Consider the following 26,185-nt stretch of genomic DNA (forward strand, 5'->3'; position numbering starts at 1 on the left):
CCCACGCACATAAGTGGACTAACGCCGCTTTGGGGCCACTTTGGGGGCGGCTTTGCGCACGGGACGGGACGGGACGATGGCCCGGCGCTGGCCGGGCCGGTCTTCGGCTTCGGGCTGGCCGCGCTTGTCGATGTTCTTTTCCTTGTCGTAAATGAGCGTGGCGTTGCGGTTGTACTCGCGGATGAGCTCCGGCTCGGATACTTCCGGGTCATAGCCCGATTCGGCGTACTGGTATTCGTAGTGGCGGCGGCCCCGGAAACCCCAGTATTTGGTCCAGACGCCGATGCGCCGGCCGTTGTCGAACTGCCCGCGCCAGTCGGGCTGGCCATTGATGAGAAACTTGGCATAGTCGCCTTCCAGCTTGCCGTTCACGTAGGGCACCACTTCGTTGATGAGGCTGCGGTCTTCGCCGTAGTAGCTCACGTTGGCATCGCGCGGGAAACCCATCTCGTAGTGGATTTTGCTCAGCAGCACGCCGTTTTTGTCGAACCGCTCCCAGCGCAGGTGCTTGGTACCCAAAGCATAATAGCCGGTTTCGAGCACTTTGTTATTCTGCAGCTTCTTATAGGGGCCGTGCATGATTTTGAGCTCGGGGGCCTCTTCTTCCACAGCTGCCAGCTTCAGCACCTTGTGCTTCTTGGTGTCGTGGTAATAGTGGGCTGGGGCGTAGGTATTGAGCGTTTTCGGGTACTTCAGGAAATAGAAAATCTCGACAATCTGGTTGCGCCCCTTGGGACCGGTCTTGGTGAAAGCCTTTTTGATTTTCTCCCCCAAAAAGACGTTTTTCTTCTTCTTTTTGGCTTTGCGCTGGGCATCCTTATCGGCATCCTTGGCCGCCTTCTCCTGTTCTTTGGTGAGCCCTGCTTTGCGGGCCGTGCTCAGCGAGGGCTTGCCGCCCAGCGTATCGGCGGTGCGAGTCAGGGTATCGACTTCGAGCATAGCCAGGGCCGGCTGCTCAGGGTTGCTATTGAAGGAAACTGTTTTGCGGGTGCAGGCCCACGGTAACAGCGTGAACAGCCCCAAAGCCACAAAAAGCAAACGCAGCGGCCGCAGCCACAAACGGGAATTACGCATGAATCGCACGGATTATTTTCGCGGCATCAACGCAAATGTAGGATGGTTTGGTGCCCGCCCTGTGATGGAACAGTCCGCCGGACAAATACCGACCTCACGGCCGCACAGCGCGCGCTACTATGTTGAGCTGCTGGCCGGCCACCAGCACGTGTAAGTTCAGGCCGTGGCCGCTGATGACCTGACCATCGGGTAGGCCGGGCAGGTTGTTGTGGGTAGCATGCGCCGCGTCGATGATAACCACGGCTTCATCACCGAATACAACGGCGGGTTGGTCGGGCCGGATGAGCAGGCCCGTTTCCTCACTCAGGCCCACGCCCAATAGCTCGGGCTGGGCCAGTACGGCGTGCATGAGGCGCGGGTAGCGGCCGCGCTCGGCAAAGTGCTGGTCGAGCAGCACCCCGGGCAACAGCCCCAGTCCCGGCTGCACCTCAATGCGGCCACCCAGCAAGCTGCGCCAGCCGTGGCCATCCACCAGCATAAACTCCGCCATGGCCGAAGCGCCGGCACTGGTACCGGCCACGATGAAGCCGGCCTCGTGCTGGTATTTGTGCTTGAGTACGCTCAGGAATTCAGTATTGAGCAGGAAGTCGGTGAGGCGCTCCTGGTCGCCGCCGCTCATGAATACGAGCGCGGCCCGGCGCAGGCGCGTGAGCGTGGCGGGGTCGTCAGCGGGATGCTCCTCATTCACCTGCAGGTGACGCACGTGCGGGCAGCCCAACTGGTGCCAGGCGTGGGCGTAGGCCGCGGCAGTACGCGCCGGCTGGCGGCGGGTAGCCGTGGTGAGCACCTCAATGGGCAGGTTGCGGTCGGGCAGCAGGCTGGCCAGCAGACCAAGCAGCGGGTCGTCGTCGCCGCCGCCGAGTACGGCGAGTGTGCCTCTGGGCGCGGCAACGGAAGAAACATCGGGCATAAACACGGGTTTGGGGCCGCAAGATGGGGCGCGGCAAGCGGAACTGGCATTGGAGCATCGCCAGATGCAGCTGTCGTCCTGCGCATTTCTCGGTGGCCCTTTCTCGTTTACCATCCCGTTCGCCCTACTTTTGTGGCGCGTATTCTCTCCCTCAACCCCGCTTGCCTAGCGAAGCACCCTCCGCCCCTCTTTTCATGCAGCCGCAGACCGTGGAAACCATCACGTCCCTGATTCAGGAGGGCGAATTTTTCAAGCTGAAGCAGGTACTCCGGGAGTTTCAACCGTCGGAGTTGGTGGCGCTTATCGAAGAGGAAGAAGAGCGGGAGCAGCTCATCATCTTCCGGCTGCTGCCCCTGAAGCTGGCTACCGAGGTGTTTGAATACCTCGATCTGGAGGTGCAGCGGCACTTTCTCGATAACCTGGCCCAGGATAAAATGGCCGATATTCTCAACGAGATGTCGCCGGACGACCGCACGACCCTGCTCGAGTTTCTGCCCGCCAACTTCGTGGCCGAACTGGTGCAGAGCCTGAGTGAGGAAGAGCGCAAGGTGACGCTGCAGCTGCTGGGCTACCCCGAAGACTCGGTGGGCCGCCTGATGACACCCGATTACATTGCCATCCGCGAGAACTGGACGGTGCAGCAGGTGCTCGACTTCATCCGGCAGCACGGCGGGCAGTCCGAAACGTTGAGCATGCTCTACGTGACCGATGCCCAAGGTGTATTGATTGACGACATCCGCATCCGGGAATTCCTGCTTTCGGCCCCCACGGCCCAGGTTCGCAGCCTGATGGACCGCCGCTTCGTGCAGCTCACCGCCAGCCAGGACCAGGAAGATGCCATTGATATTTTCCGGCGCAACGACCGCAACGCCCTGCCCGTGGTTTCGAACCAAGGCATCCTGCTCGGCATCGTGACCATCGACGACATCCTGAGCATCCGCGAGCAGGAAGACACCGAGGACATGCAGAAGCTCGGCGGCTCCGAGGCGCTGGACGAGCCCTACCTGGCCACGCCGCTCATGCGCATGGTGCAGAAACGGGCCGGCTGGCTGGTGATATTATTTCTGGGCGAGCTGCTCACGGCGTCAGCCATGCAGTTTTTTGAGGGCGAGCTACAGAAGGCCATTGTGCTGGTGCAGTTCATTCCGCTCATTATCAGCTCCGGGGGCAACTCGGGCTCGCAGGCTACCTCGCTCATCATCCGGGCCATGGCCCTCGGCGAATTCACGCTGAGCGAGTGGTGGCGGGTGCTGCGCCGCGAAATCCTTTCAGGCCTGGCTTTGGGTGTGATTCTCGGCGTGGTAGGTTTTGGGCGTATTGCCTTGTGGCAAATGGTATCGCCTATCTACGGCCCGCATTGGCTGCTGGTGGCCCTCACGGTGGGCGTGGCCCTGGTGGGCATCGTGCTGTGGGGCTCGCTGGCGGGCTCCATGCTGCCGCTCATCCTCAGGCGCCTGGGGCTGGACCCAGCCACGTCCTCCGCCCCATTCGTAGCCACGCTGGTCGACGTAACGGGGCTTATTATTTACTTCACCGTGGCGCTGGTGCTGCTGCGCGGCACGCTGCTCTGATATGCAGCCCTGGTTTCAGCTGCGCGTTTTGCGGGCCGGCTGCCCCACGCTGCGCCAACTAGGGCTTGGGCTCGCCACTGGCGGAGCACTCGCCTTGAGTGGCTGCGCCGTGGTGGGCAACGTGACGCAGCTCGACGACGACTACTACCGCGTGGTACACCACGCCACTTCCGACTCGCTGGCCGCCCAACTGCCCCGCGGCCCGCTCTACGCTCAGCAGCACGCCGATACCTTACTGCTCACCCCCAATAGCGGCACCGCGGCACCCCGCACCTACCGCTACCACCTGCAGCCCACCCAACGCCTGCTGCTGTTGCGCCGCCGGCTCGACCTCGACGTGTTCACGATTCCCTTCAAAGCACGGCCGCCGCGCGGCGGGGTTCCGATACAGCTCAACACCAACTTCAACGCCGCCGTCTACGTGGGGCAGCGGCTCGATTTTTATTCACTGCGCACCAAGCGCGCCACGCCGTTTGGGGCCACTCCGCACATTCGGGCCACGGGCATTGGCTACGGCGCGTTTGTGGGCGCGGGCTCCACGTTCATCTCTGCCGATGTGACCGGCCCGCGCCCCACCACCGCCGACTACGAGGGCTTGGTACTGCACGGCGGCATTGCCGCCATTTACGATGCCCGGGCTTTCAATATCGGCTTGGCCATGGGCATCGACCAACTGCTGGGACCCGATGGCTCTTACTGGATATACCAACACAAGCCGTGGTTCGGCGTGCTGTTCGGCTTGGATTTGAACTAAGACCGTGGTCGTAACTACTCCAACCGTCGCCGGTTAGCCTTTTTCTCACCGTGAATCTTCTTGCCTTCCAGGCGCTTGCGCACGGCGCTTTTGCTGGGCTTAGTGGCCTTGCGGGGCTTGGGCCGGCGCAGGCTGCGCAGCAACAGCTCATGGAACCGAGCCAGGGCAATTTCCTTGTTGCGCAGTTGGCTGCGGTCGTCCTGCGCCGTAATGAGCAGCAACCCTTCGGCGGTAAGCTGATTGGCTATTTTCTCCAGAATGAGCACCTTCTGCGAGTCGCTCAGCAGCTGCGACTCCAGCAGGTGCCAGCGCAGCTCCACGCGCGATTCTACCTTGTTCACGTTCTGCCCGCCCGGGCCGCTGGAGCGGCTGGTCTGGAAGGTGATTTCGGGCAAAAAAGCGACGGCAGGCGGAAGCATGGGGTTGAATTAAAAATTAAAATCGAAGGATTAAAAGTGGCTGATAGGTCCCAATGGGAAATCTGCGGCCCGCAATTTTTAATTCTTCATTTTTTATTTTCAATTCTTTTCCAGCAGCATCGCCCCGTAGGAGTAACCGCCCCCGAACACGGTGATAATGACCTTATTGCCGTCCTTTAGCGTACTCCAGATTTCGGAAAGGCCGATGGCCGCTCCGGCGCACCCCGTGTTGCCGAGGCGCTCGATGTTGTTCACGGCACGTTCCGGGTCGATGCCCAGCTGCTTCACCACGTTTTTCGAGATGCGCAGGTTGGCCTGATGCGGAATGAGATAGGTCAGCTCGTTGGCGGCGAGGTGATGTCGGTCAAGCAATGTTTGCGTCACGCGAGCCATGTAGATACAGGCCTGCTGAAACACGTCGCGACCAAACGGCATTACGATGCCTTTTTCTACCGGCTTAAGGGTCACGGCTTCATCGGCCTTGCCCACGGGGGCCGCGCCACCAGTGATGACTTCGGTAATGAGCAGGTCGTCGGGGCTGATGCGCTCCTTGGAAATCAGCAGCGCGGCGGCCCCATCGCCCCAGAGGTGGCCGGCCATGGTGTCTTCCTCGTTATTGTAAGCGGTATTGTGCTCGCTCACCACCACCACGGCGCGGGTGGCCTTGCCCATGGCAAAGTAGCCTTCCACGATTTCCACCGCATTGAGCAGCGATGAGCAGGCCGAGGAAATGCTCACCGTTGGAATCTCGTTGATATCCAAGTCGCGCTGCACCGCGTGCGCCACCGTAAAAATGGTATCGTGGGGCGTGTAGGTGCCGGCCACAATGAGGTCGATGGAAGCCTGAGCAAAGTCAGGCGCAGCGGCTAGCGCGGCACGGGTGGCGGCAATGGCCATGGTATTGGCGTTTTCACCGGGGGCCGCTTTGCGGCGCTCCCGGATGCCGGTTCGCTCAATTATCCACTCATCGGCCAAGCCGTTGAGGCGGGTAAAGTGAGCGTTGGTGACGATGGCCTCCGGAAGGTAGGCAGCCACATGGTGAAGGTACACAGGGTGGTGTTGGGTGGGAAATTCTGGCTTGCCTTGCGGCTGCGTAAAGGTACGGCAAGTAGCCGACGGCGGTCGGCCCAAGTCCCTAACATGCCCGAATCTTATACGCCAGGGCTGGTTGGCCTTTGCTAACTGCCAGAGAAGCTGTTTAGTAATTTATCAGTCGGTCATGCCGAGCGCAGCCGAGACATGACGCTCGGACCGTCCGGGCCCATGCCTCGGCTGCGCTCGGCATGACGGTCACTCAGGTTTTTTTGAATTCCTAAACAGCTTCAGAATAATATAGCAACACCAGGATACGTTCCGCTGCTATTCTTTCGTGATGCGCCCACTGCCACTCACCTTGCTACTGAGTTGGCCACCACCCGCTACGTACACGGAGCCCGAGCCGGAAATGGCGGCTTCGGCCGCCCGGCTGGCGTAAATGTGGGCATTGCCCGAGCCGCTGATGCGCACCTGGCAGTTTTCAGCTTTCAGGTCGTGGGCTTTCACATTACCCGAGCCGCTGACGCGCACATCGTGGCGGGGGCTGCTGCCACCCACCTGCACATCGCCCGAGCCGGACAGCACCGTTTCGAGCGCATCGGCCGTGAGCTGAGGCACTTGCAGGTAGCCCGAGCCGGCCACGGCCAGCTGCATGGCGTCGGCCTTGAGCGGACCATCGACTTCGAGCTTGCCCGAGCCGCCTACCTTCAGCGCGGCCAGGCTGGGGGCGGTCACGTACACCGTCACGGGGCCGCGGTCCTTGTATTTGTAGTTATTCTTATCGTGGCGGTAGCCCAGGCGCAGTTGCTGGCCATCCACCACGGTTTCGAATTCGGCCAGGGCTTCGGGACTGGCCTCCACCACCACGCTCTGGGGGCTGCCCTGCTTCACAATGACGTGCGCCGAACCGCCGAGGCTAATGCCGGTGAACACCCCTACCGTACGGGTTTCGCGCTGGGTATCGGGCCGGAGGCTGCTGAAGGCTGATAGTACTCCCACGGCCAGTGCCAGCAGCCCGGTGCCAATCGATTTAACGTGTAGCTTATTCATCAGAAAAAGAGGGAAAAGTGAATGATTAAAACCTTGTCTTTTAATGATGCAGTAACACGCACTGGGGTTGCCTGGACCAATTTACTCAGCCTTGCTTCAGGCCGCCATGATGCGAATAGCTGTTTATGAACAACGCCGGCAGCTTAAAATTCGACGTGCAGCCGCAGGGCTACCACGTGCGCCGGCCCACGGCGGTCACGGTTGTAAGCCGGGTTAATGATGAGCTGATGGGCTGATGCTGGCGTGGTAGCGCGGCAGGCTGAGGCTGTAGTACACTTCGCCCACCTGTTCGAGGCCATAGTCCAGGGCCCCGTCGCCGATAATAAAGCCGTAGCCGCCGGCCGCCAGGTAGGCCCGGTGCTCGGTACTGATGCCGTTCACGACCACGGCGGCCCCGAGGCGGTCATCGGGCCGGTGCCAGCGGGTGCCGGTGCTCGCCACCCCAAGGCTGGCGCTTTGGTCGATTTCGGTGAAGGCCCAGGTTTCGTTGCGGCCGTCGTTGTAGCTGACGCGGGTAAACACGCCCACGTTTGAGGTAAGCGTCTGCTCGGCATTCAGGCCAAAGCCGACTTTGGTGTGGCCGGCGCGGCGCACGGCCTCCACATCGGGCGCCGTGCCGGTGGCCTGGCCCAGCGCCACGGCGCTGCGGTAGGTAGCCATGGCCGCCACGTTGCGAAAGCCCAGGGCCCGCACCGTGCCCTGCCGCCCGCCCAGGCGGTAGGTTTTGGTCAGCTCCACGGTTTCGGCGTGGGCGGTGCCGTAGTGGAAGTTGAGGGTGGGGTCATTGGCGTAGGTGGGCAGCAGCGTGGAGGCCACGCGCAGGGCAAAAGCGGGCGTCACGTATTCGAGCACGCCGCCCACGGTGTAGCCCCGGGTGTTGGCGGCGTAGTCCCAGGCCCCGGCGCTCATCAGGCTCCAGTTCATAAACTGGGTGCGCGGGTCATGCGAGTAACTGTTCTGGTCGAAGAAATCGGCCACGCTTAACTTGCCCAGGTTCACGGCAAAATAGCGCCGGGGCCGGGGGCCGGCCAGCTGGTTGAGGTCGTCTTCGTCGACGTCGGTATCAGCACCCAGCGCAAACGTCTGCCGCAAATACAAGCGGGCTAGGTACAGATTGGGCGACGGGTCGCCGATGCGGAACGTTTCACCGTTGGGAAAGCCGGCAATGCCCCGGGCTCCGCTCAGACCGCTGCCGCCGGCTACTTCGGGGTTGAAATACAGCACCGCCCCCTTCCACAGCCGCCGGCCGATAAACAACGTTGATGTGAACGAGAGCTTGGCCGATTCGCGGTCGGCAAGGCTGTAAGTACCGGCGTAGGGCGTGCGCAGGTCGTTGTGCCACTGGTCGATGAGCGTTTGCTGAAAGTGCAGGCTCCAATTGCGCGGCTGTACCCGGCCGGACTGCGTGGTGGCGCTGGGCTGGCGAATGGGCTCCTGCGACGGCGCGGCCGGAGGCGGAGTAGTGGGCGTGGCGGTACCGGGCGGCGTAACCTGAGCACGCGCCGACCCAGCCAACAGCAATGCGCTACCCAGTAGCAAAATGGTCGATTTTAACAAAACGAAGCGGAACGAAAAAGCACGAAAAACAAGGATGAACCCCAAATGTGTGCCCCGTTGCGTGTGCATACTATGAAGCCAACCGCCCCGGCTTATCCTTCCACCGCAAGGCCCGGCTACCGGGCTGCCGCCCGCGCGCCCCAGGTACTGCATACCCCAGCCCAGTAGTTCGGCAAATACTGGCCGCACGCGCAGACCTGCTTCATAGAAAACCCGCTCAGCAGCGTTGGTATGATGCAGCCCATAGGCATCACCGGCGGGGCTATGCGGCCCGACTTGTCACTACCAGCGCAGCGCGTGTGCCACAAGCCTCCCCGGCCAAGCCGGGGAGGCTTTCGCTACTTTTGCCCCATGCTACTTCACCACCTCGACCAAGGCCAAGGCCGGCCCCTGGTCATTCTTCACGGCCTGTTTGGCACCCTTGACAATTGGCAGACGCTGGCCCGGCGCTGGGCTACCGAGGCCGGCCTGCGCGTTATCAGCGTGGATTTGCGCAACCACGGCCGCTCCTTTCACAATCCGGAACACACCTACGCCGTGATGGCGCAGGACGTACTGGCCCTGTTCGACCACCTCCAACTTGGCCCCGACACCACGCTGATGGGCCACAGCATGGGCGGCAAAGTAGCCATGCGCCTCGCCCTCGACCACCCCGAACGCCTGGCCCGGCTCATTGTGGTGGATATTGCCCCGCGCTTCTCCGACATGGAGCACCAGGATGATATTCTTGAAGGCTTGCACGCCGTGGACCTCGCCGCCATTACCAACCGGCAGGAGGCCGACACAGCTCTGGCCCAGTACGTTGGAAACCTGGGCACGCGGCAGTTTCTGCTGAAAAATCTGTACCGCAAAGAGGACAACTCCTTCGCCTGGCGCATCAACCTGGAAGTATTGGCCGCGCAGCTGCCCGCCGTGGGTGAGGCCACCATCGGCGAGCCGTTCCTCAAGCCGGCCTTATTTATCCGGGGCGGCAAGTCGAATTACATCACCACCGACGACAAGCTGCACGGCATTCCGGCCCTGTTTCCCAACTCCGAAGTAGCCACCGTGGTAGACGCCGGCCACTGGGTACACGCTGAAAAACCGGAGGAGGTATTTGGGCTGGTAAAGACTTTCGCATTGAGCTGACCACACGTAGCTTGGACTCTGCGAGTCCGAGCAGCGAGCCGCTTGCACTCGCGCATTTCGTTCAATATCAACCAAGCGCAAGCGGCTCGCTGCACTCGCAGAGTCCAAGCTACTTTCCCATTGAAAATGCTTTACCTTATCCCGACACCATTGGCCGACGACACAGCCCCGCAGGTGCTACCGCCACAGGTGGTAGCCGCCGTAGCGGCCCTCCCCTACTTCCTGGTAGAGAATGCGCGCACGGCCCGGCGCTTCGTGAAGAGCGTGGCCCCGCACCGCGTGATTGAGGATATCCGCTTCGTGGTTATCGACAAGGACAGCACCGATGCGGAAGTGCGCGCCGCCCTGGCCCCGCTGGTGAAAGAGGGCATTGACGCCGGCATTCTTAGCGAGGCGGGCTGCCCCGGCATTGCCGACCCCGGCGCGGCGCTGGCCCGCGAGGCGCACCGGCTGGGCCTGCGGGTACGGCCGCTGGTGGGGCCATCCTCGCTGCTGCTCGCCCTGATGGCTTCCGGGCTAAACGGGCAGCAATTTGCCTTTCACGGGTATTTGCCCATTGAGAAAGCGCCCCGCGTGGCAGCCATCAAGGCGCTGGAAAAAGAGGCGCAGCAGCGGCAGCAGTCGCAGCTATTCATCGAAACACCCTACCGCAACGGAGCACTGTTCACCGATTTATTGGCCCACCTGCAGCCCGGCACCCGCCTGTGCGTGGCGGCTGATGTAACCGGAGCCGGCGAGTTCATCAAAACGCTGCCCGTAGCCGACTGGCGACGGCTGCCCGCCCCGGAGCTGCACAAGATTCCGACGGTATTTATAATCGGAATGTAGCGCGAACTATTAGTCCGCGAGTTGCACGAATCAGTCTACTCGCGGACTAACAGTCCGCACTACGCGGCTGCCAGCATGGTTTCACCGTGCTGGCTTACGTCGAGCCCATCGGCTTCGTGGCGGGCATTCACCCGAATCGGAATCAGCAGGTTGGTGAGCTTGTAGAGCAGAAACGAGCCGCCGAACGTGAAGGCCGAAATAAACACCAGCGCGCCTAGGTGGTGCAGCAGCAGCGTGGCGGAACCGGTGATGAGCCCGCCCTGCCGCGCAAACACGGCCGTGAGAATCATGCCCACAATGCCGCCCACGCCGTGGCAAGGAAACACGTCGAGGGTATCGTCTAGGTTCGTGCGATTTTTCAGCGCCACCGCCCAGGCGCTGACGGCCGCCGCGCTCACGCCAATAAAGAGCGCCGGGCCGTAGCTCACGTAGCCCGCCGCCGGCGTGATGGCCACTAGGCCCACCACTGCCCCAATGGCCGCGCCTGCCGCCGAGGGCCGCTGCCCGCGCACGGCCTCAATCAGCATCCACGTGAGCATGGCGGCAGCGGAAGCCATGTGCGTGGTAAAGAATGCCTGCACCGCCACCGTATTCGCAGCCAGAGCCGACCCGGCATTGAACCCAAACCACAGCAGACCGGTACCCAACAGCACGAACGGAATGTTGACAGGAATGTGCTGATGGCCGGCCTTGTGGGTTTCGCGCCGACCCAGCGCCAGCGCCCCGGCAAGGGCCGCAAAACCCGCCGAGATGTGCACCACCGTACCCCCCGCGAAGTCAAGCACGCCCCACTTGAACAGAAAGCCGTCGGGGTGCCAGGTCCAGTGAGCCAATGGACAGTAAATGAGCAAGCTGAACAGGCACATGAACAGCAGGTAGCCCCAGAACCGAATACGCTCGGCAAAGGCCCCGCTGATGAGGGCCGGGGTGATGATGGCGAATTTCAGTTGGAACGCCGCGTAGAGCACCAGCGGCAGGTTGGGGGCTAGGCGCGGGTGCGGGGCCGTACCTACGTGGTTAAACAGCAGAAAAGTCAGCGGATTGCCGATGATGCCGCCGATGCTGTCGCCAAATGCCAGCGAGAATCCCACCACGTACCAGAGCAGCGAAATCACCCCTAAGGCAATGAAGCTCCGCAGCATGGTAGAAATAACGTTGCGCTTGCTCACCATGCCGCCGTAGAAAAAAGCCAGCCCCGGCACCATAAATAGCACCAACCCGGAGGCCGTGAGCATCCAGGCCAGGTCGGCCGCGACGAAGGCATTCGGCCGGGCCTCCGGATGGTCTTGGGGTAACAGGGCGGCCACCAGCGCCAGGATGAGCAACAGGGCCAGACACAGCGTAGCCAAGCGCTGCTTACGATTCGATGTAACTATATTTTCTATGGTCATTTAGAAAATAAGTTACATACTTTTTGAATTAGACCATCTGTTTTGACAGGTAATTTTATCAGAAACTGTTTTTTTACTGAAACACCCTATCAATAAATAGGTCATATTATCGAAAGTGCGTTTTTCTAATCCAAGTGCTTGTTCTAAATTAACTGTGCAATCAGAACGTCATGCTGAGCTTGTCGAAGCATCTCTACCGCTTCGTTGAGGCCCTGACGAAGCGCGGTAGAGATGCTTCGACAAGCTCAGCATGACGCCCTAGAGCGGTTCCGGGGTTAGTGTACGTGTAGCGTGGACTCTGCGAGTCCGCGTGTCGGCCGGGCGCGGACTTGCAGAGTCCACGCTACATCGCCCACGTGCACGAACTTCGAAACTGCTCTAATACCTCGTTTAATTTTGTTCAGGCACTCAACTACCGTTACCCTTGGGCAAAATCAATGCGAAAGGCTGTTCGGCCATTCGGTTCAGCTTGCAACGAGAAGGTGAAGCCGTGCGCCAGCAGGATGTCCCGCACCAGCGTGAGGCCGATGCCTTGCCCGTCGCGCTTGGTGCTGAAAAAGGGCGTAAAAAGCTGCTGACTGACTTCCGGCGTGAGGCTGGTGCCGTCGTTTTCGATAATTAGCGTTGGGGGCTCGGCCGTGGTGCGCACCCAGACATTGCCGTTTTCGCCAATGGCTTCGAGGGCGTTTTTGACGACGTTGAGCAGGGCTTGCTCCAGCTGCTGCGCATCAAGGCTGATAATGAGTGGTTCGGCGGCCAGGGCCCAATGCCACTGCACCTGGCGCTGCTCGCTCTGGGGCTGCAGGAGCCGGCCGATGCCGTGCAGCAACGCGTGCACATCGGTGGGCTGGCGCGTGGGCGGGGGCAGGCGCACCAACCGGGCAAAGCTGCCGATGAAGTTGGCCAATTGGGTGTTGCGGGTAATGCTTACGTCGAGCGCCTGGGTGAAGTCGGGCTCGTCGTCGGCCGCTAGCTGGGGGGCGTAGTGGTGGAAGCTGTGTAGAATGGAGTTGATGGCCCCAATAGAATTGTTGATTTCGTGCGCCATCATCCGAATCAGCTGTTCGTAGGCCTGTTTTTCCTGACGGATGAGCTCCCGGGTCAGCTCCTCCAGCACCACGAAGCGGCGGGTGAAGCCCCGGTCCAAGAAATGCGCGGCGGTGGCCCGGTAGGTGGCGAGGCCCGAGAGGCGCAGCATTTGCGGCTGGCTTTCGGTGAGGGCGGCCAGGGCCGGGCCCCAGGCTCCGGGCAGGGCGGCGGGCAGCTGGCCCGGCAGCGCGGCGGCCGGCTGGCCCATGAACCGCGCGGCAGCGGCATTCGCGCTTTCAATCCGACCTTCAAAATCCAAAACGAGAATGCCCGCCGGCGAAGCTTGGATGAGGCGCTCCAGCAGCATGCTTTTCTCGTGCTGGCTGACTCGCTCACGCCGCAGCGCGTCAATCATTTGGTTGTAAACCGTGATGAGCTGGTCCATCTCGCGCTGGCCCACGGGCACGAATTTCATCGAGAAATCCTTGGCCTGGATAGCCGCTGTGCCCGCCGCAATGAGCTGAAATGGCCGCACAAAACCCTGGTACAGCTGCACGGTGAGCACAATGCTGACAAGCAGCAGCACCTCACTCCCAATGAACAACGCCGGATTGGTGGTACGCAGCTGCGCCGCCAGCGCGATGAGCACCGCATGGATGAGGACGACGAACAGGATGAACTTGAGGCGGAGCGTCATGAGGTAAGATGCAAATTTGGGTCCTATGCATCAAACGGAATTCCGTGCTTTTCCAACCTTCTGTATAGTGCGCCCCGGCTCAGCCCCAGCGACTTGGCTACGCGGCTGATGTTGCCAGCGTAGTGCGTCAGGCTTTGCCGAATCATCTGCCCCTCCAGCTCTTCGAGGGTCATGGTGCCGGGGGATGGCAACGGTGACTGAGTAGCTGAGTGATTGGGCGATTGGCTGGCGTTGGCCTGAAAATCCTCGGGGCCCAGTTCCTCCTGGCCGCTGACGAGCACGGCGCGCTCCACCAGGTTTTTCAGCTCGCGGATGTTGCCGGGCAAGGGCTGTTCGCGCAGCCAGTGCAGGGCACGGGTACCCACTTTCAGGCCGGGGCGCTGGTAGGTGGCGCGCAGCTGCGCGATGAAGTGCTGGGTGAGCAGCGGAATATCGGCGGGGCGCTCGCGCAGGGCGGGCAGGCGCACCGAAATCAGGTTGATGCGGTAAAACAAGTCCTCCCGAAAACGGCCTTGCGTGACCATCTCGGCCAAATTGCGGTTGGTGGCGGCAATCACGCGAATATCGAGCCGACGGGGCTTCGAGTCGCCCAGCACTTCGTAGGTACGGTCTTGCAGCACGCGCAGCAATTTTACCTGGCTGGCCAACTCCAACTCCCCAATTTCATCGAGGAAAATGGTGCCGCCGTTGGCCAGCTCGAAGCGGCCCACGCGGTCGGTTTTGGCATCGGTGAACGCGCCACGGCGATGCCCAAACATCTCGCTTTCGAACAAGCTACTGGAAATACCGCCCAGGTTAACCTTTACAAAAGGCTGGCGGGCACGGCGACTATTGCGGTGAATGGCCTCGGCGATGAGCTCCTTGCCGGTGCCGCTTTCGCCCTCGATGAGCACGGCGGCATCGGTAGCGGCAACCTGGCCTACCTGGCGCAATACGTGCAATAGTTGGGCATCCTGGCCGATAATGTCGGCTAGCTGAAACTGCTGGTCGAGCTGGCGGCGGCTGGCGGCGGGGGTTTCCTGGAACTCCGGCACGGCAGTTTCGTGCAGGGCCAGCACCGTTTCAATGGTCTGGAGCAGGTGGTCGTTGTGCCAGGGCTTGGTGATGAACTCGGCGGCGCCGGCCTTCATGCCGGCCACGGCCAATTCAATAGAGCCCCAACCGGTGATGAGAACGACGGGTACCTGCGGGGCCAGGGCTTTCACTTGCGCCAGCAGGGCCAGGCCGTCGGCCCCGGTGGTGGCCAGGGAGTAGTTCAGGTCCATCAGGACGAGGCGCGGGGCGGCTTCGCGCACGGCGGCCAGGGCCTCGGCGGGCGTGGCCACGGCCTGCGCGGGGTAGCCGGCCTGCTTCAGCAGCAGCTTGAGCGACGTGCGGATGGCGAGGTCGTCATCGACGATGAGAAACATGGATTGGGTGTAACGTGGACTCTGCGAGTCCGCGAGTGGCGAAAATCGTCGGGTTTCATTCACACGCGGACTCGCAGAGTCCGCGCTACTTACTACCGCCCTTTCACGCTGCCGCCGCTGCTGGTGCGCTTCGTTACCTGCGGCGAGCCGCTGTAGCGCACATCGCCGCCGCTGGAAGCATTGGCAGTGAGAGACTCCTGCACGGCCACGGCCACAGTGCCGCCGCTGGAGGCCGAGGCGTCGCAGGCTTTGGCTTGCAAGTCACCGCCCCTGAACACGCCGCCGCTGGAAGCCTGCACGTCGAGGCGCTGGATTTTGCCCATCACCGTGGCTACGCCGCCGCTGCTCACGCTGGCTTGCAGAGTGTTGGCGGTAAAATCGGCCCGGAGCGTGGCCCCCGACGATACGCCCAAATCCAGTTTATCGGTGGCGTAGGCACCGATTACTTCTACGTTGGCTCCGCTGTTGGCTTGCAGGCCTGTAAGCGCGGCGGCCGTCACGTTCACGCGCAAGTTGCGGTTGTTCACCTTCTTGCTCCAGAAATCCCCCATTTCACGGTCAAACGTTATTTTCAGGATGCCATCGCGCACTTCGGTTTTGATGCGGGCCAGCAATTCGGGCGTGTCGGCACTGGCTTCCACGCGCTGGGTTTGGCCCGAGGTGAGGCGCAGCTCAATGCCATTGCCGACTTCGATGGCGCGGAAGCTGCCCACGGTGCGGGACTGGGGAGCAGTTTGGGCCAGTGCGGGCACGAGGGCGAGCAACCAGAGCAGGGCGAGCGTGGTGAGGTTTTTCATAATGTTTGCAAGAAAGGTGAGAGAAGAAATGGAACGGTGTCTGAGTGGCCTGATGCAGTTCCGTGGCAGGGGGTTGCTTGGGTTACCAGGCGAAGTGGTTATTCGTTACTGCGGGGCGAAAAGATAGTTGGTGGCCAAGGGCGTGCTATTCCTCGCGTAGCGCCACGGCCGGATGAATACCCGCCGCCAACCGGCTGGGGTAGAGCGCGCAAAGGGTTGTGAGGGCATAAATCAGCCCGGTGGCCAGCAGCATGGCCGTGAGGTAGACTCCTGTTTTCATATCCATCACCCCGAGCAGCGGAAACTGCGCGGCCACCACCAGCCCCAGCCCCAGGCCGAAGGTGGTCACAACCAGCGTTTCGCCCAGAATCTGCGCGCTGATGCGGCCGGCGGTGGCCCCCATGGCCCGGCGCACCCCAATCTCGGCCCGGCGCTGGTTGATGGTTTGCCAGAGCACTCCGAACAAGCCCAGCGCTACATTAATAATGAGAAACAGGCCCACCAGCCCCATGGCACCCATTGGGGCCAGGGCAAATTTCATGCGGATGGTGCGCTCCTCGGGCAGCGTGGTCACCGCCGCCTTCCACCCGCCCGATACGGCCGCAATCTCCTTGGTCATGCGCTGTTCCAACTCGGCGGTGGCGGTGGGCTGCACGCGTACCAGCAGCAAGGGTTTATCGAGGTGGGTGGTGTCGGCATCGGCCAGCAGCGGCTGACTGCGCCGAAAATAGGCCGGCTTGGGCTTCTGAAACTCACCCCGGCTACGGTAGGTGGTGGCCAGCACGCCCACTACTTGCATCTCGCCATCGGTGGTATTGGTGGAGGTGATGATTTGGCCCAGCGCAGGGCCAGCAGGAAACAAGGCCGCGCGGGTTTCGGAGCTGATAACGACGGGCTTGCGCGTGGCCGCGTCATCGCGGCGGTCAAACCAGCGGCCCTCGGCCAGTTGCAGCTGCAACACATCGGCCATGTCATCGCCGCCAGCATAACGGTCGCAGTTCGCATTGCGGCCGTTGACTTTGATGTCTCCGCTGCTGTCGCTGAACGAAAAAGGCGTGTTGTAGAGCGTAGTCGACACGCTGCGCACACCCGGCAGGGCCTTGAGGCTGCGAATGACCCGGAGAAAGGTGGCATCCTGACGGGCGGCGGGCTCGTTGCCGGGGTCCATCGCCACGTACCACACCTGCTCGTACTGGTAGCCCAGCGGCATGGTGTAGCGGCGGTAGCTGTCCACGAGCAAGCTGCCCAGCACGAACAGCACCACGAAGGCAAAAAATATTTCGGCAATAAGCAAAGCATTGGCCCGCTTGCGGTTCCAAATCAGGGTAAACAGGTGGCGTAGCATGGCGAGTTGCGCGCTGAGGGTGAAAGAATTAGTTGCTGCTGCCCTTCAGGGCCTGCACCGCGTGCAGCTTCGACATCTTATAGGCCGGGTACACCCCTGAGAGCAGCCCAAACAGCACACTCAGCAGCAGCCCACTGGCGAAAATGCGCGGGTTGAGCGTGAGCGTGGTGTAGGGAATGAACCCGCTGCCGTCGATGAGGGCCAACATGCCGGCGGCCAGCCCCAGCCCCAGCAAGCCGCCCAGCAGCGTGAGCAGAATGTTTTCGACCAAGAATTGCGCAATGAGCGTGCCCGACGTGGCCCCGAACGCCTTGCGCACCCCTATTTCGGAGGTTCGCTCCAGAATGCGGCTCACGTTGATATTAACCAGGTTGAGGGCCGGCAGCAGCATGAACAGCAACGCGAAGGCCAGCACCTTGCCCAGCAGCTGGCGCACGCCGTCGTTGGGCCCGTTGTCGTTATTCACCCAGCGCACCAGCGAGGCCAGCAAGGTGCTCGCGCTGGAGCTCACCTTGTCCTGCGTTTTGGGGTCGGGCACGGGCACCCGCTTTATGGCCTGGTCGAATTCGGCCTGAATGGCCGGAATATCCGCCGGCCGGCGGGCCAGCATAATGGCCAGGCAGTTACCAAACAGGCCCTGGTCTTTGGCATCGAACGTGCCCGTGGTGATGGGCACCCAGGCATCGGCATAGGAGTTGAAACGCATACCGGGCACGTTGCGCACCACGCCCACCACGCGGTAGCGCACCCGGTCGGTTTCGAGGGTGCGTCCCACCACTCCCCGCGGCGTACCGAAATAGGCCCGGCTGGTCCGCTCGTTGATGACCACCACGTGTGCCCCCTCCCCCACTTCGCGCACCGTGTAGGGCCGCCCTTCCAGAAAATCAAAATCCAGCACCTGCCAGAACTGCCCGTCGGTGTACTTCAAATCCACGTCGAGCTTCTGATTGCCCACGTAAGCCGCCGTCGAACCAAAATAGCTGCTGATGGAAACGGTTTCGGGCGTTCGCAACGGCCGCACGTAGCGCTCCAGAAAGCCATAGCTAGCGGTGCCGTTGTTCTGCCCGCCGTCCTTGAACCCCACTGTCATCCGGTTGACGAACACCAGCCGGTCGACCTTTTTCTCGGGCGTGTGCGGCCCCACCGTGTGGTCGTAGAACGCGTACACGACCAGCAAAATCATCAGCGTGAAGCTGATGCCGAACAGGCTGATGGCGGTGAAGAACTTGCGGCGCAGCAAGACCTTCCAAGCAATTTTTAGATAGCTGATTATCATGATTTTAAAGTGTAGTAAGACGCCGTACTTATCTGTCATCCGCGCAGTTGAAGCATCTCGCGTGCAGCAGTAATTCAATCGTGAAAACCTCATTGATTAGTGACCCGAGCGAGATGCTTCGACTACGCTCAGCATGACGTTCTTCTGTTTTTTTAAGCCCTTCAGCCAACCTGGCTGCCGTCGAAAAGCCGAATCAGGCGCTGGGTTTTCCGGGCTTGCTGCTCGTCGTGGGTCACCATCACGATGGTCGTGCCTTCGTTGCGGTTCAGGTCTAGCAGCAGGGCCATTATTTCCTCGCCCATCACCGAATCGAGGTTGCCGGTGGGCTCATCGGCCAGAATGATTTCCGGCCCGCCGACCAGGGCCCGCGCAATGGCCACGCGCTGCCGCTGCCCGCCCGAGAGCTGGCTGGGAAAGTGCGTGGTACGGGCACTCAGTCCTACTTTGTCCAAGGCATTGAGGGCGCGCTGGCGGCGCTCCTTGCCGCTCATGCCCGACCGGTAGAGCAAGGGAAGCTCCACGTTATCGAGCACGGCGAGGTCGTTTATCAAATGGTAGCTCTGAAAGACAAAGCCGATTTTTAAATTGCGCAGGCCCGCCAGCTCCCGGTCGGAAAACGACTGCACGGCGCGGCCATCAATCTCAATGGTGCCGCTGGTGGGCTCGTCGAGTAAGCCCATCAGGCTCAGCAGCGTCGATTTGCCGCAACCGCTCGGACCCATGATGGACACGAACTCGCCCCGGTTGATGGTCATGTTCACGCGGTTCAGGGCCACGGTTTCGATGGTTTTGGTCTGGTAGATTTTCTCGATATCGGTGAGGCGGAGCACCGGCGTGGCCGTGGCGGGCCCGTTCGGCAGCGTGCGGGTTTCGGGGGATTTGGCGAGCAGATTTTCCATGAGCAAGGAGGTAATATCAGTTAGTTATCAGTGATTTACGGCTATTGAAGCCTGTTTTTCAAAGTCGTACAAAGTCAGCGCCCGCAGGCGGTAGTAGGCCACCCAGCCCGCCCGCAGGGCGAAGATGTAGCCGCGCCGGGCCCCGTCCTTGGCAATCGAGGCCAGGCTCAAATCGGTGAGGCTAATGCGGCCCAGCAGGTAGGTGGCGCGGGCGATGTCGTAGCGGCGCTGGGCCAGCGAGTCGGCCCGGCTGGTCAGTTGAATCTGCTCGGCCAGGGCGGGCTGCTGGGCGGCCTGGGTCAGCACCTGTTGCTCGAAGCTGCGGGTTTCCTGGGCCACGTCGTGGCGGGTCTGGTCGCGGGCCAGCTCGGCGGTTTTCACAATGGCCTGGCGACGGCCCCAATCCACGAGCGGCAGCCCGAAGGCTAAGCGCACCTGCTGCTGGTTTTGCAGGTTAGCGTAGGTGTCGACGAGGTTAGGGGCCTGATTCACATAGCCCAGATTGGCCGTGAGCGTGGCCTGAAACCCGGTGGTGCCCCGCGCCAGGGCCACGTCGCGCTCGGCCAGCAGCAGCCGGCGGCGGAAGGCCAGCGTGGTGCTGCGGTGCTGGCGGGCCTCGGCCAACGCCTGGGCCGGCTGCACAGGCGGCTGCGGGGCCGGCGCGGGCACAGCCAGTGCGGGAGCACCGTCCGCAGCGGGTGCGCCGGTGTAGGCTTGCAGGGCCAGGGCGGCGCTCTCGGCATCGAGCCGGGCCTGGTTCTGGGCCTGACGGGCATCCAGCAGGTTTAGCTCCAGCTGCAGCAAGTCGCTTTGGGAAAGCCGGCCGAGGGCAAACCGCTCGCGGCCAATGCGCAGCAGCTCGGCGGTGGCTTGGGCATTCTGACCGGCCACGGCGGCGTTTACTTGTTGCAGCAGCACGTCGAAATACAGCTCCGTGACGCGCTGGGCCAGGGTTTCGCGCTCCTCTACGTAGGTGCGCTGGCTTTCCTGATAGCGCAGCGGCTCGATGGCCCGGGCCCATTTCAGGCCGTTGAACTGCCCCAATGGCTGAGTAATTCCGAGCGTGAGGGGCTGATTGTTGTACCGCTTGAGGTTGCCGTTGAAATCATCAAACCGCTGCACCTCGGCCCCCACAAACACCTGCGCCCCACTCCACCCAATGTTCTGGCTCAGGGTCAGGGCCACGTTGGAATTATTGATGCGCACAGCCCGGAAATCGGTGGTGCCGTCGGGCTGCACCACGGGCGTAATCACGCGGCTGAAGTTGGGCAGCGTCCCTTGCAGGCCCAATTGCGGGCGGTAGTTAGCCTGGTAGCCACGCCACGCCCAATAGCCCGTTTCACGGTTGGTGACGGCCTGCTGCCCGGCCGCCGAGTGGCTGAGCGCCTCAGCGATAACCTCGGCCAGCGTGAGGGACTGGGCATGACCGATGATGGGAAAGAACAAAAAGAAGACAAGCACCCGGCGAAGGCGGCCAACCTGCCCCCCCAGCCCCCTCTCCCGTGGAGAGGGGGAGCCTGACGATTTCGTCAGACCAATGGAGACCTTTTTACAGAAAGATGAGAAAAACATCAGAGTGCTCAAATAAGTAACTGCTGAAATGGAGTCGTCAGGCTCCCCCTCTCCACGGGAGAGGGGGCCGGGGGGTGAGGTAAGCCGCGAGGTCATTTCTGCACCGTCAGTTCCGGCGTGTCCAAATGCTCTTTCATATCGGACACGATGACCGACTCCCCCGCCCGCAGCCCGCCCATGATTTGCACGAAATCGAAGTTGCTGTCGCCGAAGCGCACCGTGCGGCGCATCGCCCGCCCGCCCGTCAGCACAAACACCGGCTGTTCCTTGCCACCTTGGTAAAACGGACCATTTTTCACGCGCAGCACCCCACGGTGCGCCCGCGTCACCACGAAGACATCGGCCCGCAGGTTGGCCCGCAGCGCCGGGTGGTGGGGGTTGTCGAGCTGGGCGTAGAACGTGACCACGCCCTTGTCCACGGCCGGGCTGATGCTGGCCACGGTGCCGCGCAAGTCGGTGGCATTGATGCGCACGTTCACCGGGTCGCCCTGGTGCAGGGCATCGGCGTAGGAATCCGAAATCGTGGCCCGCACCCGGAAGCTGCTCAAATCGGCTACCCGCGCCAGGGCGTCGCCGGCCTGAACCGTGGTGCCTATGTTCTCATTCACCCACGTGAGCACGCCCGGCTGCTGGCTGCTGATATTGGCCTGCCGCAGCTTTATGGCCAGCTCCGAGATGCTGCGCTGCTGCATCGAAACCGTGTAGCCCAGCTCGCGCACATCGGCCGCGTTCGAGCGCTGCTGGGTTTGAATCTGGCGGGTGAGCCGTTCGGTTTCCAGCCGCGCCACGGTTAGGTTCAGCTCGGCCTGGCGCACGTTTTCGGCGGTGCCGCCCCCTATTTTTAGCAGCTGCTGCTCGTCGCGTAGCGTCGACTGCAGGCTGCGGACCTTCACGGCCTGCACCTGGGCCTGGGCCCGCAAATCGGTCAGGCTGCGCTCCAGGTTCACTTGCAGCTGCGAGTTCTTGTTCTGGTTGCGCAGCTGCTCGTCGTCGAGCTTGGCCAGCGTCGAGTTCGCCAGCTCCTTATCCAGCTCCAGAATGGTTTCGCCCGGCTGCACCCGCGCCCCTACCGCCACCACTACCCGACTGATGGTACTTTGAATGGGGCTGGTAATCACCGCCTCACGACCCGGAATGATGGTGCCAGCCGCCGTGAGCGACGCTTCCACGTCGCCGGTCTCCACGGTGGCGGTCAGGATGTCGGCGCGGCGCAGGCTAGGCCGCAACACCGTGCGGAAGGCCAGCACGGCCCCCAGGGCCAGTACCAGGGCTCCGGCCGTCAGGAGCCAGCGGCGGCGCTGCCGTTGGGTTTGAGTAGAAGTGGCAATGGCTCTGTCCATTTTCGTGCAGGAAGAAGGGAGGTTCCTACACCTATTGCCAAGGCCCGTGCCAATTACATAATTTATTGATTACCAGTAATTTTAATAAAAATATAGCACCCTGGGATTCAAGAAATTTGTCCATTTATGAACACTCGCTCCTAAACCGGACAGTCGCTCCACCAGCTTTCCTCAGCTGGGAGCGGACCAACCCGAAAACCTACTCCACTACTCCACTCCCGTACAGGTCGTCTTTCAGCGCTTCCTTTATAAACTGCTTGTCGTAGTGGCGGTTTCGCCGGCTTTTCCTGGCATCAGCCCGCTTGCTGGTACGTTTATCCACCACAATTTCGCTGAGCCGGTTGAGGTCGTCGATTTCCTTAATGTCGTTGGGCGAGTTGCGCTTGGCCATAGCTGTTTCTAGCCGAACCCGCTCAGGCGTAAAAAGTTAGCCAAAGCTGCGCGGCCGCGCTATATCCCAGCCGATGGCAGCTACGCCAGCACCTGATACACCGCGAAAGCCGCTACATACGCCAGCCCGGTCATGTAAATCAGCTGCGCCAGGGGCCATTTCCAGCTTTTGGTTTCGCGGTACGTCACGGCCAGCGTGCTCATGCACTGCATAGCAAACACGTAGAACACCAGCAGCGAAAACGCCCGCGCCGGCGTGAAAAACGGCTGGCCGCTCGCGTCTTTCTCCGCCCGCAGCTTCTCTTGCAGCGTGCCCATGTCGGCGTCCTGCCCCACGCTGTAGATAGTGGAAATTGTGCCCACGAACACCTCCCGCGCCGCAAACGACGTGAGCAGCGCAATGCCGATTTTCCAGTCGTAGCCCAGCGGCCGGATGGCCGGCTCCAGCGCGTGGCCAAACGAGCCCGCGTAAGAGCTTTCGAGCCGGGCCGAAGCTACTTGGCGGCTGAGTTCCGGCGCGTCCCAGCCCCGTGCGGCGGCTTGCTGCCGGACCTGCGCTTCCGCCATTTCCTGCTTTTGGCCCGGCCCATAGCTGGCCAGCACCCACAGCAGCACGGAAATGGCAATAATCACCTTGCCCGCCTGAAACACAAACGCCTGCACTTTCTGGTAAATGGTCAGGCCCACGTTCTTCCAGCGCGGCCACTGATACACCGGAAACTCCATGATGAAGTAGCTCCGCTCCCGCGCTTTCAGCACCTTTTTCAGCACCCAAGCCGAGCCCAGCGCCGAGAACAAGCCCAGCAAGTACAGCGACATCAGGGCCACGCCGCGCAGGTTGAAAATACCCCAAGCCGCCTGGTCGGGCACCACCAGCGCCACCAGCACCGTGTACACCGGAATGCGCGCCGAGCACGACATGAGCGGCGTCACAAAAATCGTAATCATCCGGTCCTTCCAGCTCTCAATCGTGCGCGCCCCCATGATGGCCGGCACCGCGCAGGCCAGCCCCGATATCAGCGGCACCACGCTCTTGCCGCTCAGCCCAAATGGCCGCATCAGCTTGTCCATCAAGAAAGTAACGCGGGCCATATACCCGGTTTCCTCCAGTATGGCCAGGAACCCGAACAGCAAGGCAATCTGCGGAATGAATATCAGCACCCCACCCAATCCGGCCAGTACGCCCTCAGTGAGCAGCCGCACCAGCGGCCCCGAAAATCGGTCCTGAATGGCCGCGCTCAACCCGGAAATCCCCTGGTCAATCCAGTCCATCGGGTACTGCGCCCAGGCAAAAATGGCCTGAAACAACAGGAACAGAATGCCCAGAAAAATCAGGTAGCCGCCCACCCGATGCGTCAGCACCTTGTCAATGCGGTTGCTGATGGGCTCGCGCTTTTCCGTGCGCGTCACCGTCACGGTTTCGAGCAGAATTTCATTGATGCGGGCGTATCGACCGATGGTTTCGGCCGCCTGCGCCGCCGTCGCATCAAACCCGGCTTGCTGCGCCAGTTCCTGAATATTCGTCTTTTCTTCGGGGCTCAAAAAGCTGATTTGGCGGTACTGCTGGGCGTAGTGCAGCGCCAGATAGTCGTTGTGCAGGTCGAACTGCTCCCGAATTTTCCTCACCAGCGGTAGTACCTGCGCGTCGGGCTCCCAAAAGCGTACGGGCGGCGCGGCGAGCCGCTGAGCCATCACGATTTTGAGCGCGGCCACGCCGCTGCCGTTGCGGGCGTTCATCGGGATGATGGGCACGCCTAGTTCCCGCTCCAGCGCCGGCAGGTCGATGCGAATGCCGTGGCGCTCGGCCACGTCCATCATGTTGAGGGCCAGTACGGCGGGCAAACCCAAATCGCCGAGCTGGGTGAACAGCAGCAGGCTGCGGCGCAGGTTGTTGGCGTCCACCGTCACCACCACAAAATCGGGGTAATTAGCAGCTGCTCGCTCGTAGAGCAGGTCGGTTATTACCTTCTCGTCCAGGCTTTTGGGATAGAGCGAATAGGTACCCGGCAGGTCAATTATTTCGGCCCGCTGGGTGGCCGTGAGCTGCGCCACGCCCGACTTGCGGTCCACAGTCACCCCCGGAAAGTTGCCCACCTTCTGGTTGAGGCCGGTAAGTTGATTAAATAGTGAAGTTTTGCCGCTGTTGGGATTACCAATAAGGGCAATGCGCAAGGGCCGGGACTCATTCGGGTAACCGGCTTGCGGGGCTTTCGCTGCCGCATTCACTGCATTGCTTGCTGCCACCGCCATGCTTCGCCTGCTATTCTTTCAACAATATAGTGGCCGCCTCACTGGCCCGCACCGACAGTGTGTACTCCTGGTCGCCAAGCACCAGCATCAGCGGGTCGCCGAGAGGCGCGCGGCCGCTCAAACGCACCTGCACACCGGGTACACAGCCCATTTCCAGCAGCTTAAGCGCCATTTCAGGGTCTTCCAAGCAGCAGATGGTACCGGTTTCGCCTAGGCGCAGGTCTTTGGCGGTGCGCCGGACGGCGGTGCCAACAACAGCAACTTGCGAGGAACGACGGAAAAAAGCCACGGCTAAGGAAAAGTGCTTATTTAGAAAGAATACAAACAAAGGTACACCTGAAATCTTTTTGCCGCTTTCTTTCATCCAGGCCACAGCGTAAGTCCTCTCTAAGAATCTAAACCTCCTATCTCTCCGGTATTGTTTTTTATCAAGATTGCATCTCTCAAAAATTTACAATAACTTTCCGTACCTAATTTGTAATTTCGTTCACTCTACCCAAGCTGCTATGCACACCCGCCTACTTTTTATTGGACTATTTATATTCACTACTGCAACTTGCAGCTGGGCTCAGCAGTTTCAGGTGAAGGGAATTATCGTGGATAAAGACACGAAAGAACCTTTGCCTTTCACCTCCATCGGCCTGAAAAATGAGCAGATAGGAGCCCTGAGCAATGAGCACGGCGTTTTTAGTGTGCCGGCCCCCACGCAGAACTCCGCCGACTCCATAATCGTGGTTGCTTTGGGCTACGCCCGCCGGGCGGTGCTGGTGAAGCGCGGCGTGACCGTGACCAACCTCACCATCGAAGTGCCCAAGCGGGCCGTCGAGCTCGGCAATGTGGTGGTGAAGGCCGGCAAAATAAAGAACCTGGGTCTGGGCTCCCGCACCGACAATCCTGGCGAGGGCATGATTCAGGGCCTGCCCGGCAGCCAGTACGCTTTCTTCGTGAAGAACGATAAGAATAAGCGCCTTGGCAGCGTGCGCACGGTGTCCTTCTACATCGGCGAGAACGGTTTCCCCCGCGAGCCTTTCCGCGTGCGCCTCTACAAGGCCGACGGCAACTACAACGCCCCCAACACCGACCTGCTCACCGAAAACGTAGTGGTATCGGCCCCACAGGGTGGCCAGTGGTACACCGTCGACCTCACGCCCTACAACATTGTCGCGCCCGAAGAAGGCTTCTTCGTAGCCATGGAATGGGTGGTGAGCGGCGATAAGTTCTTCGCTACCAACTTCATGGACGATTACACGCCCTACGGCCAGATTATGCGTCCCACCTTCGAATTCAAGGAAAGCCGCACCTGGAACTACTCCATTGGCAAGGGCTGGAGCCTGATTACAGCTGCCAACAGCCAAGGCCTACGCTACAACGCCATGATTAAGGCCGAGGTAGACATGATTAAGTAGTCACGCAAAAGTAACGGTGTACTTTTGGCCGACCTCCATTAAGACGTGTTCGATGCGT

General features: G+C 61.3%; 23 protein-coding genes. 5 read left to right on the top strand and 18 right to left on the bottom strand.

The features are described 5' to 3' along the window. Window positions 1-18 precede the first annotated feature (18 nt). Window positions 19-1,074: a toxin-antitoxin system YwqK family antitoxin gene (locus tag IEW17_RS05810; RefSeq protein WP_188561084.1), complete on the bottom strand. Its 1,056-nt coding sequence runs from the start codon at window positions 1,072-1,074 to the stop codon at window positions 19-21. A 94-nt stretch (window positions 1,075-1,168) separates the two neighbouring features. Further along, a complete protein-coding gene (locus IEW17_RS05815; RefSeq protein WP_188561085.1) occupies window positions 1,169-1,984 on the bottom strand; it encodes a cyanophycinase in 816 nt (271 codons plus the stop codon). Window positions 1,985-2,178: 194 nt separating this feature from the next. Between IEW17_RS05815 and mgtE the strand changes: the two genes are divergently transcribed. Beyond that, window positions 2,179-3,555 (top strand): magnesium transporter, encoded by a 1,377-nt coding sequence (gene mgtE, locus IEW17_RS05820; protein WP_188561086.1) that lies wholly within the window; start codon window positions 2,179-2,181, stop codon window positions 3,553-3,555. A 1-nt stretch (window position 3,556) separates the two neighbouring features. Beyond that, a complete protein-coding gene (locus tag IEW17_RS05825; protein WP_188561087.1) occupies window positions 3,557-4,309 on the top strand; it encodes a hypothetical protein in 753 nt (250 codons plus the stop codon). A gap of 14 nt (window positions 4,310-4,323) precedes the next feature. Here the strand turns inward: IEW17_RS05825 and arfB are convergent, their stop codons facing one another. From arfB to IEW17_RS05845, 4 genes are all read right to left on the bottom strand, one after another. Continuing rightward, on the bottom strand, window positions 4,324-4,728 hold the full coding sequence (gene arfB / locus IEW17_RS05830; RefSeq protein ID WP_188561088.1) for an alternative ribosome rescue aminoacyl-tRNA hydrolase ArfB: 405 nt from the start codon (window positions 4,726-4,728) through the stop codon (window positions 4,324-4,326). A 99-nt stretch (window positions 4,729-4,827) separates the two neighbouring features. Continuing rightward, window positions 4,828-5,778, bottom strand: coding sequence for a 3-oxoacyl-ACP synthase III family protein (locus tag IEW17_RS05835; protein ID WP_188561089.1), 951 nt, complete (start codon window positions 5,776-5,778; stop codon window positions 4,828-4,830). A gap of 309 nt (window positions 5,779-6,087) precedes the next feature. After that, window positions 6,088-6,813 (bottom strand): head GIN domain-containing protein, encoded by a 726-nt coding sequence (locus IEW17_RS05840; RefSeq protein ID WP_188561090.1) that lies wholly within the window; start codon window positions 6,811-6,813, stop codon window positions 6,088-6,090. A gap of 213 nt (window positions 6,814-7,026) precedes the next feature. Beyond that, window positions 7,027-8,370, bottom strand: coding sequence for a carbohydrate porin (locus tag IEW17_RS05845; protein ID WP_188561091.1), 1,344 nt, complete (start codon window positions 8,368-8,370; stop codon window positions 7,027-7,029). 351 nt (window positions 8,371-8,721) lie between these two features. Here IEW17_RS05845 and IEW17_RS05850 point away from each other — a divergent pair, with 351 nt between their 5' ends. Next, window positions 8,722-9,498, top strand: coding sequence for an alpha/beta fold hydrolase (locus tag IEW17_RS05850; protein WP_188561092.1), 777 nt, complete (start codon window positions 8,722-8,724; stop codon window positions 9,496-9,498). A gap of 120 nt (window positions 9,499-9,618) precedes the next feature. Further along, window positions 9,619-10,326, top strand: coding sequence for an SAM-dependent methyltransferase (locus IEW17_RS05855; protein ID WP_188561093.1), 708 nt, complete (start codon window positions 9,619-9,621; stop codon window positions 10,324-10,326). Window positions 10,327-10,385: 59 nt separating this feature from the next. Here the strand turns inward: IEW17_RS05855 and IEW17_RS05860 are convergent, their stop codons facing one another. The 12 genes from IEW17_RS05860 to IEW17_RS05915 form a co-directional block, all read right to left on the bottom strand. Further along, entirely contained in the window at window positions 10,386-11,717 is a 1,332-nt protein-coding gene (locus IEW17_RS05860; protein WP_188561094.1) for an ammonium transporter, read from the bottom strand. A gap of 418 nt (window positions 11,718-12,135) precedes the next feature. Further along, the gene (locus IEW17_RS05865; RefSeq protein WP_188561095.1) at window positions 12,136-13,443 is read right to left on the bottom strand and encodes a sensor histidine kinase; all 1,308 of its coding nucleotides are present in this window, start codon (window positions 13,441-13,443) and stop codon (window positions 12,136-12,138) included. Window positions 13,444-13,466: 23 nt separating this feature from the next. Beyond that, window positions 13,467-14,852: a sigma-54-dependent transcriptional regulator gene (locus IEW17_RS05870; RefSeq protein ID WP_188561096.1), complete on the bottom strand. Its 1,386-nt coding sequence runs from the start codon at window positions 14,850-14,852 to the stop codon at window positions 13,467-13,469. 92 nt (window positions 14,853-14,944) lie between these two features. Continuing rightward, window positions 14,945-15,649: a head GIN domain-containing protein gene (locus IEW17_RS05875; RefSeq protein WP_188561097.1), complete on the bottom strand. Its 705-nt coding sequence runs from the start codon at window positions 15,647-15,649 to the stop codon at window positions 14,945-14,947. A 145-nt stretch (window positions 15,650-15,794) separates the two neighbouring features. Continuing rightward, entirely contained in the window at window positions 15,795-16,994 is a 1,200-nt protein-coding gene (locus IEW17_RS05880) for an ABC transporter permease (protein ID WP_188561098.1), read from the bottom strand. A gap of 28 nt (window positions 16,995-17,022) precedes the next feature. Then, window positions 17,023-18,270 carry an ABC transporter permease gene (locus IEW17_RS05885; RefSeq protein ID WP_188561099.1) on the bottom strand — a complete coding sequence of 416 codons (1,248 nt, stop codon included), beginning with the start codon at window positions 18,268-18,270 and terminating at the stop codon, window positions 17,023-17,025. 161 nt (window positions 18,271-18,431) lie between these two features. Continuing rightward, window positions 18,432-19,100, bottom strand: a complete 669-nt coding sequence (locus IEW17_RS05890) for an ABC transporter ATP-binding protein (RefSeq protein WP_188561116.1) — start codon at window positions 19,098-19,100, stop codon at window positions 18,432-18,434. A gap of 96 nt (window positions 19,101-19,196) precedes the next feature. Beyond that, a complete protein-coding gene (locus IEW17_RS05895) occupies window positions 19,197-20,615 on the bottom strand; it encodes a TolC family protein (protein WP_188561100.1) in 1,419 nt (472 codons plus the stop codon). Between the two features lie 218 nt (window positions 20,616-20,833). Further along, window positions 20,834-22,081: an efflux RND transporter periplasmic adaptor subunit gene (locus tag IEW17_RS05900; protein WP_188561101.1), complete on the bottom strand. Its 1,248-nt coding sequence runs from the start codon at window positions 22,079-22,081 to the stop codon at window positions 20,834-20,836. Window positions 22,082-22,280: 199 nt separating this feature from the next. After that, entirely contained in the window at window positions 22,281-22,472 is a 192-nt protein-coding gene (locus tag IEW17_RS05905; RefSeq protein ID WP_188561102.1) for a hypothetical protein, read from the bottom strand. An 80-nt stretch (window positions 22,473-22,552) separates the two neighbouring features. Then, window positions 22,553-24,721 (bottom strand): ferrous iron transport protein B, encoded by a 2,169-nt coding sequence (gene feoB / locus IEW17_RS05910; protein ID WP_188561103.1) that lies wholly within the window; start codon window positions 24,719-24,721, stop codon window positions 22,553-22,555. A gap of 10 nt (window positions 24,722-24,731) precedes the next feature. Further along, complete coding sequence (locus tag IEW17_RS05915; RefSeq protein ID WP_188561104.1) at window positions 24,732-25,085, bottom strand: FeoA family protein; 354 nt, start codon at window positions 25,083-25,085, stop codon at window positions 24,732-24,734. A gap of 142 nt (window positions 25,086-25,227) precedes the next feature. On the opposite strand from IEW17_RS05915, the gene IEW17_RS05920 reads away from it, so the two are divergent. After that, entirely contained in the window at window positions 25,228-26,127 is a 900-nt protein-coding gene (locus IEW17_RS05920; RefSeq protein WP_229748834.1) for a carboxypeptidase-like regulatory domain-containing protein, read from the top strand. Window positions 26,128-26,185: the final 58 nt, after the last annotated feature.

The sequence above is a fragment of the Hymenobacter frigidus genome, assembly GCF_014640435.1.
GTDB lineage: Bacteria > Bacteroidota > Bacteroidia > Cytophagales > Hymenobacteraceae > Hymenobacter > Hymenobacter frigidus.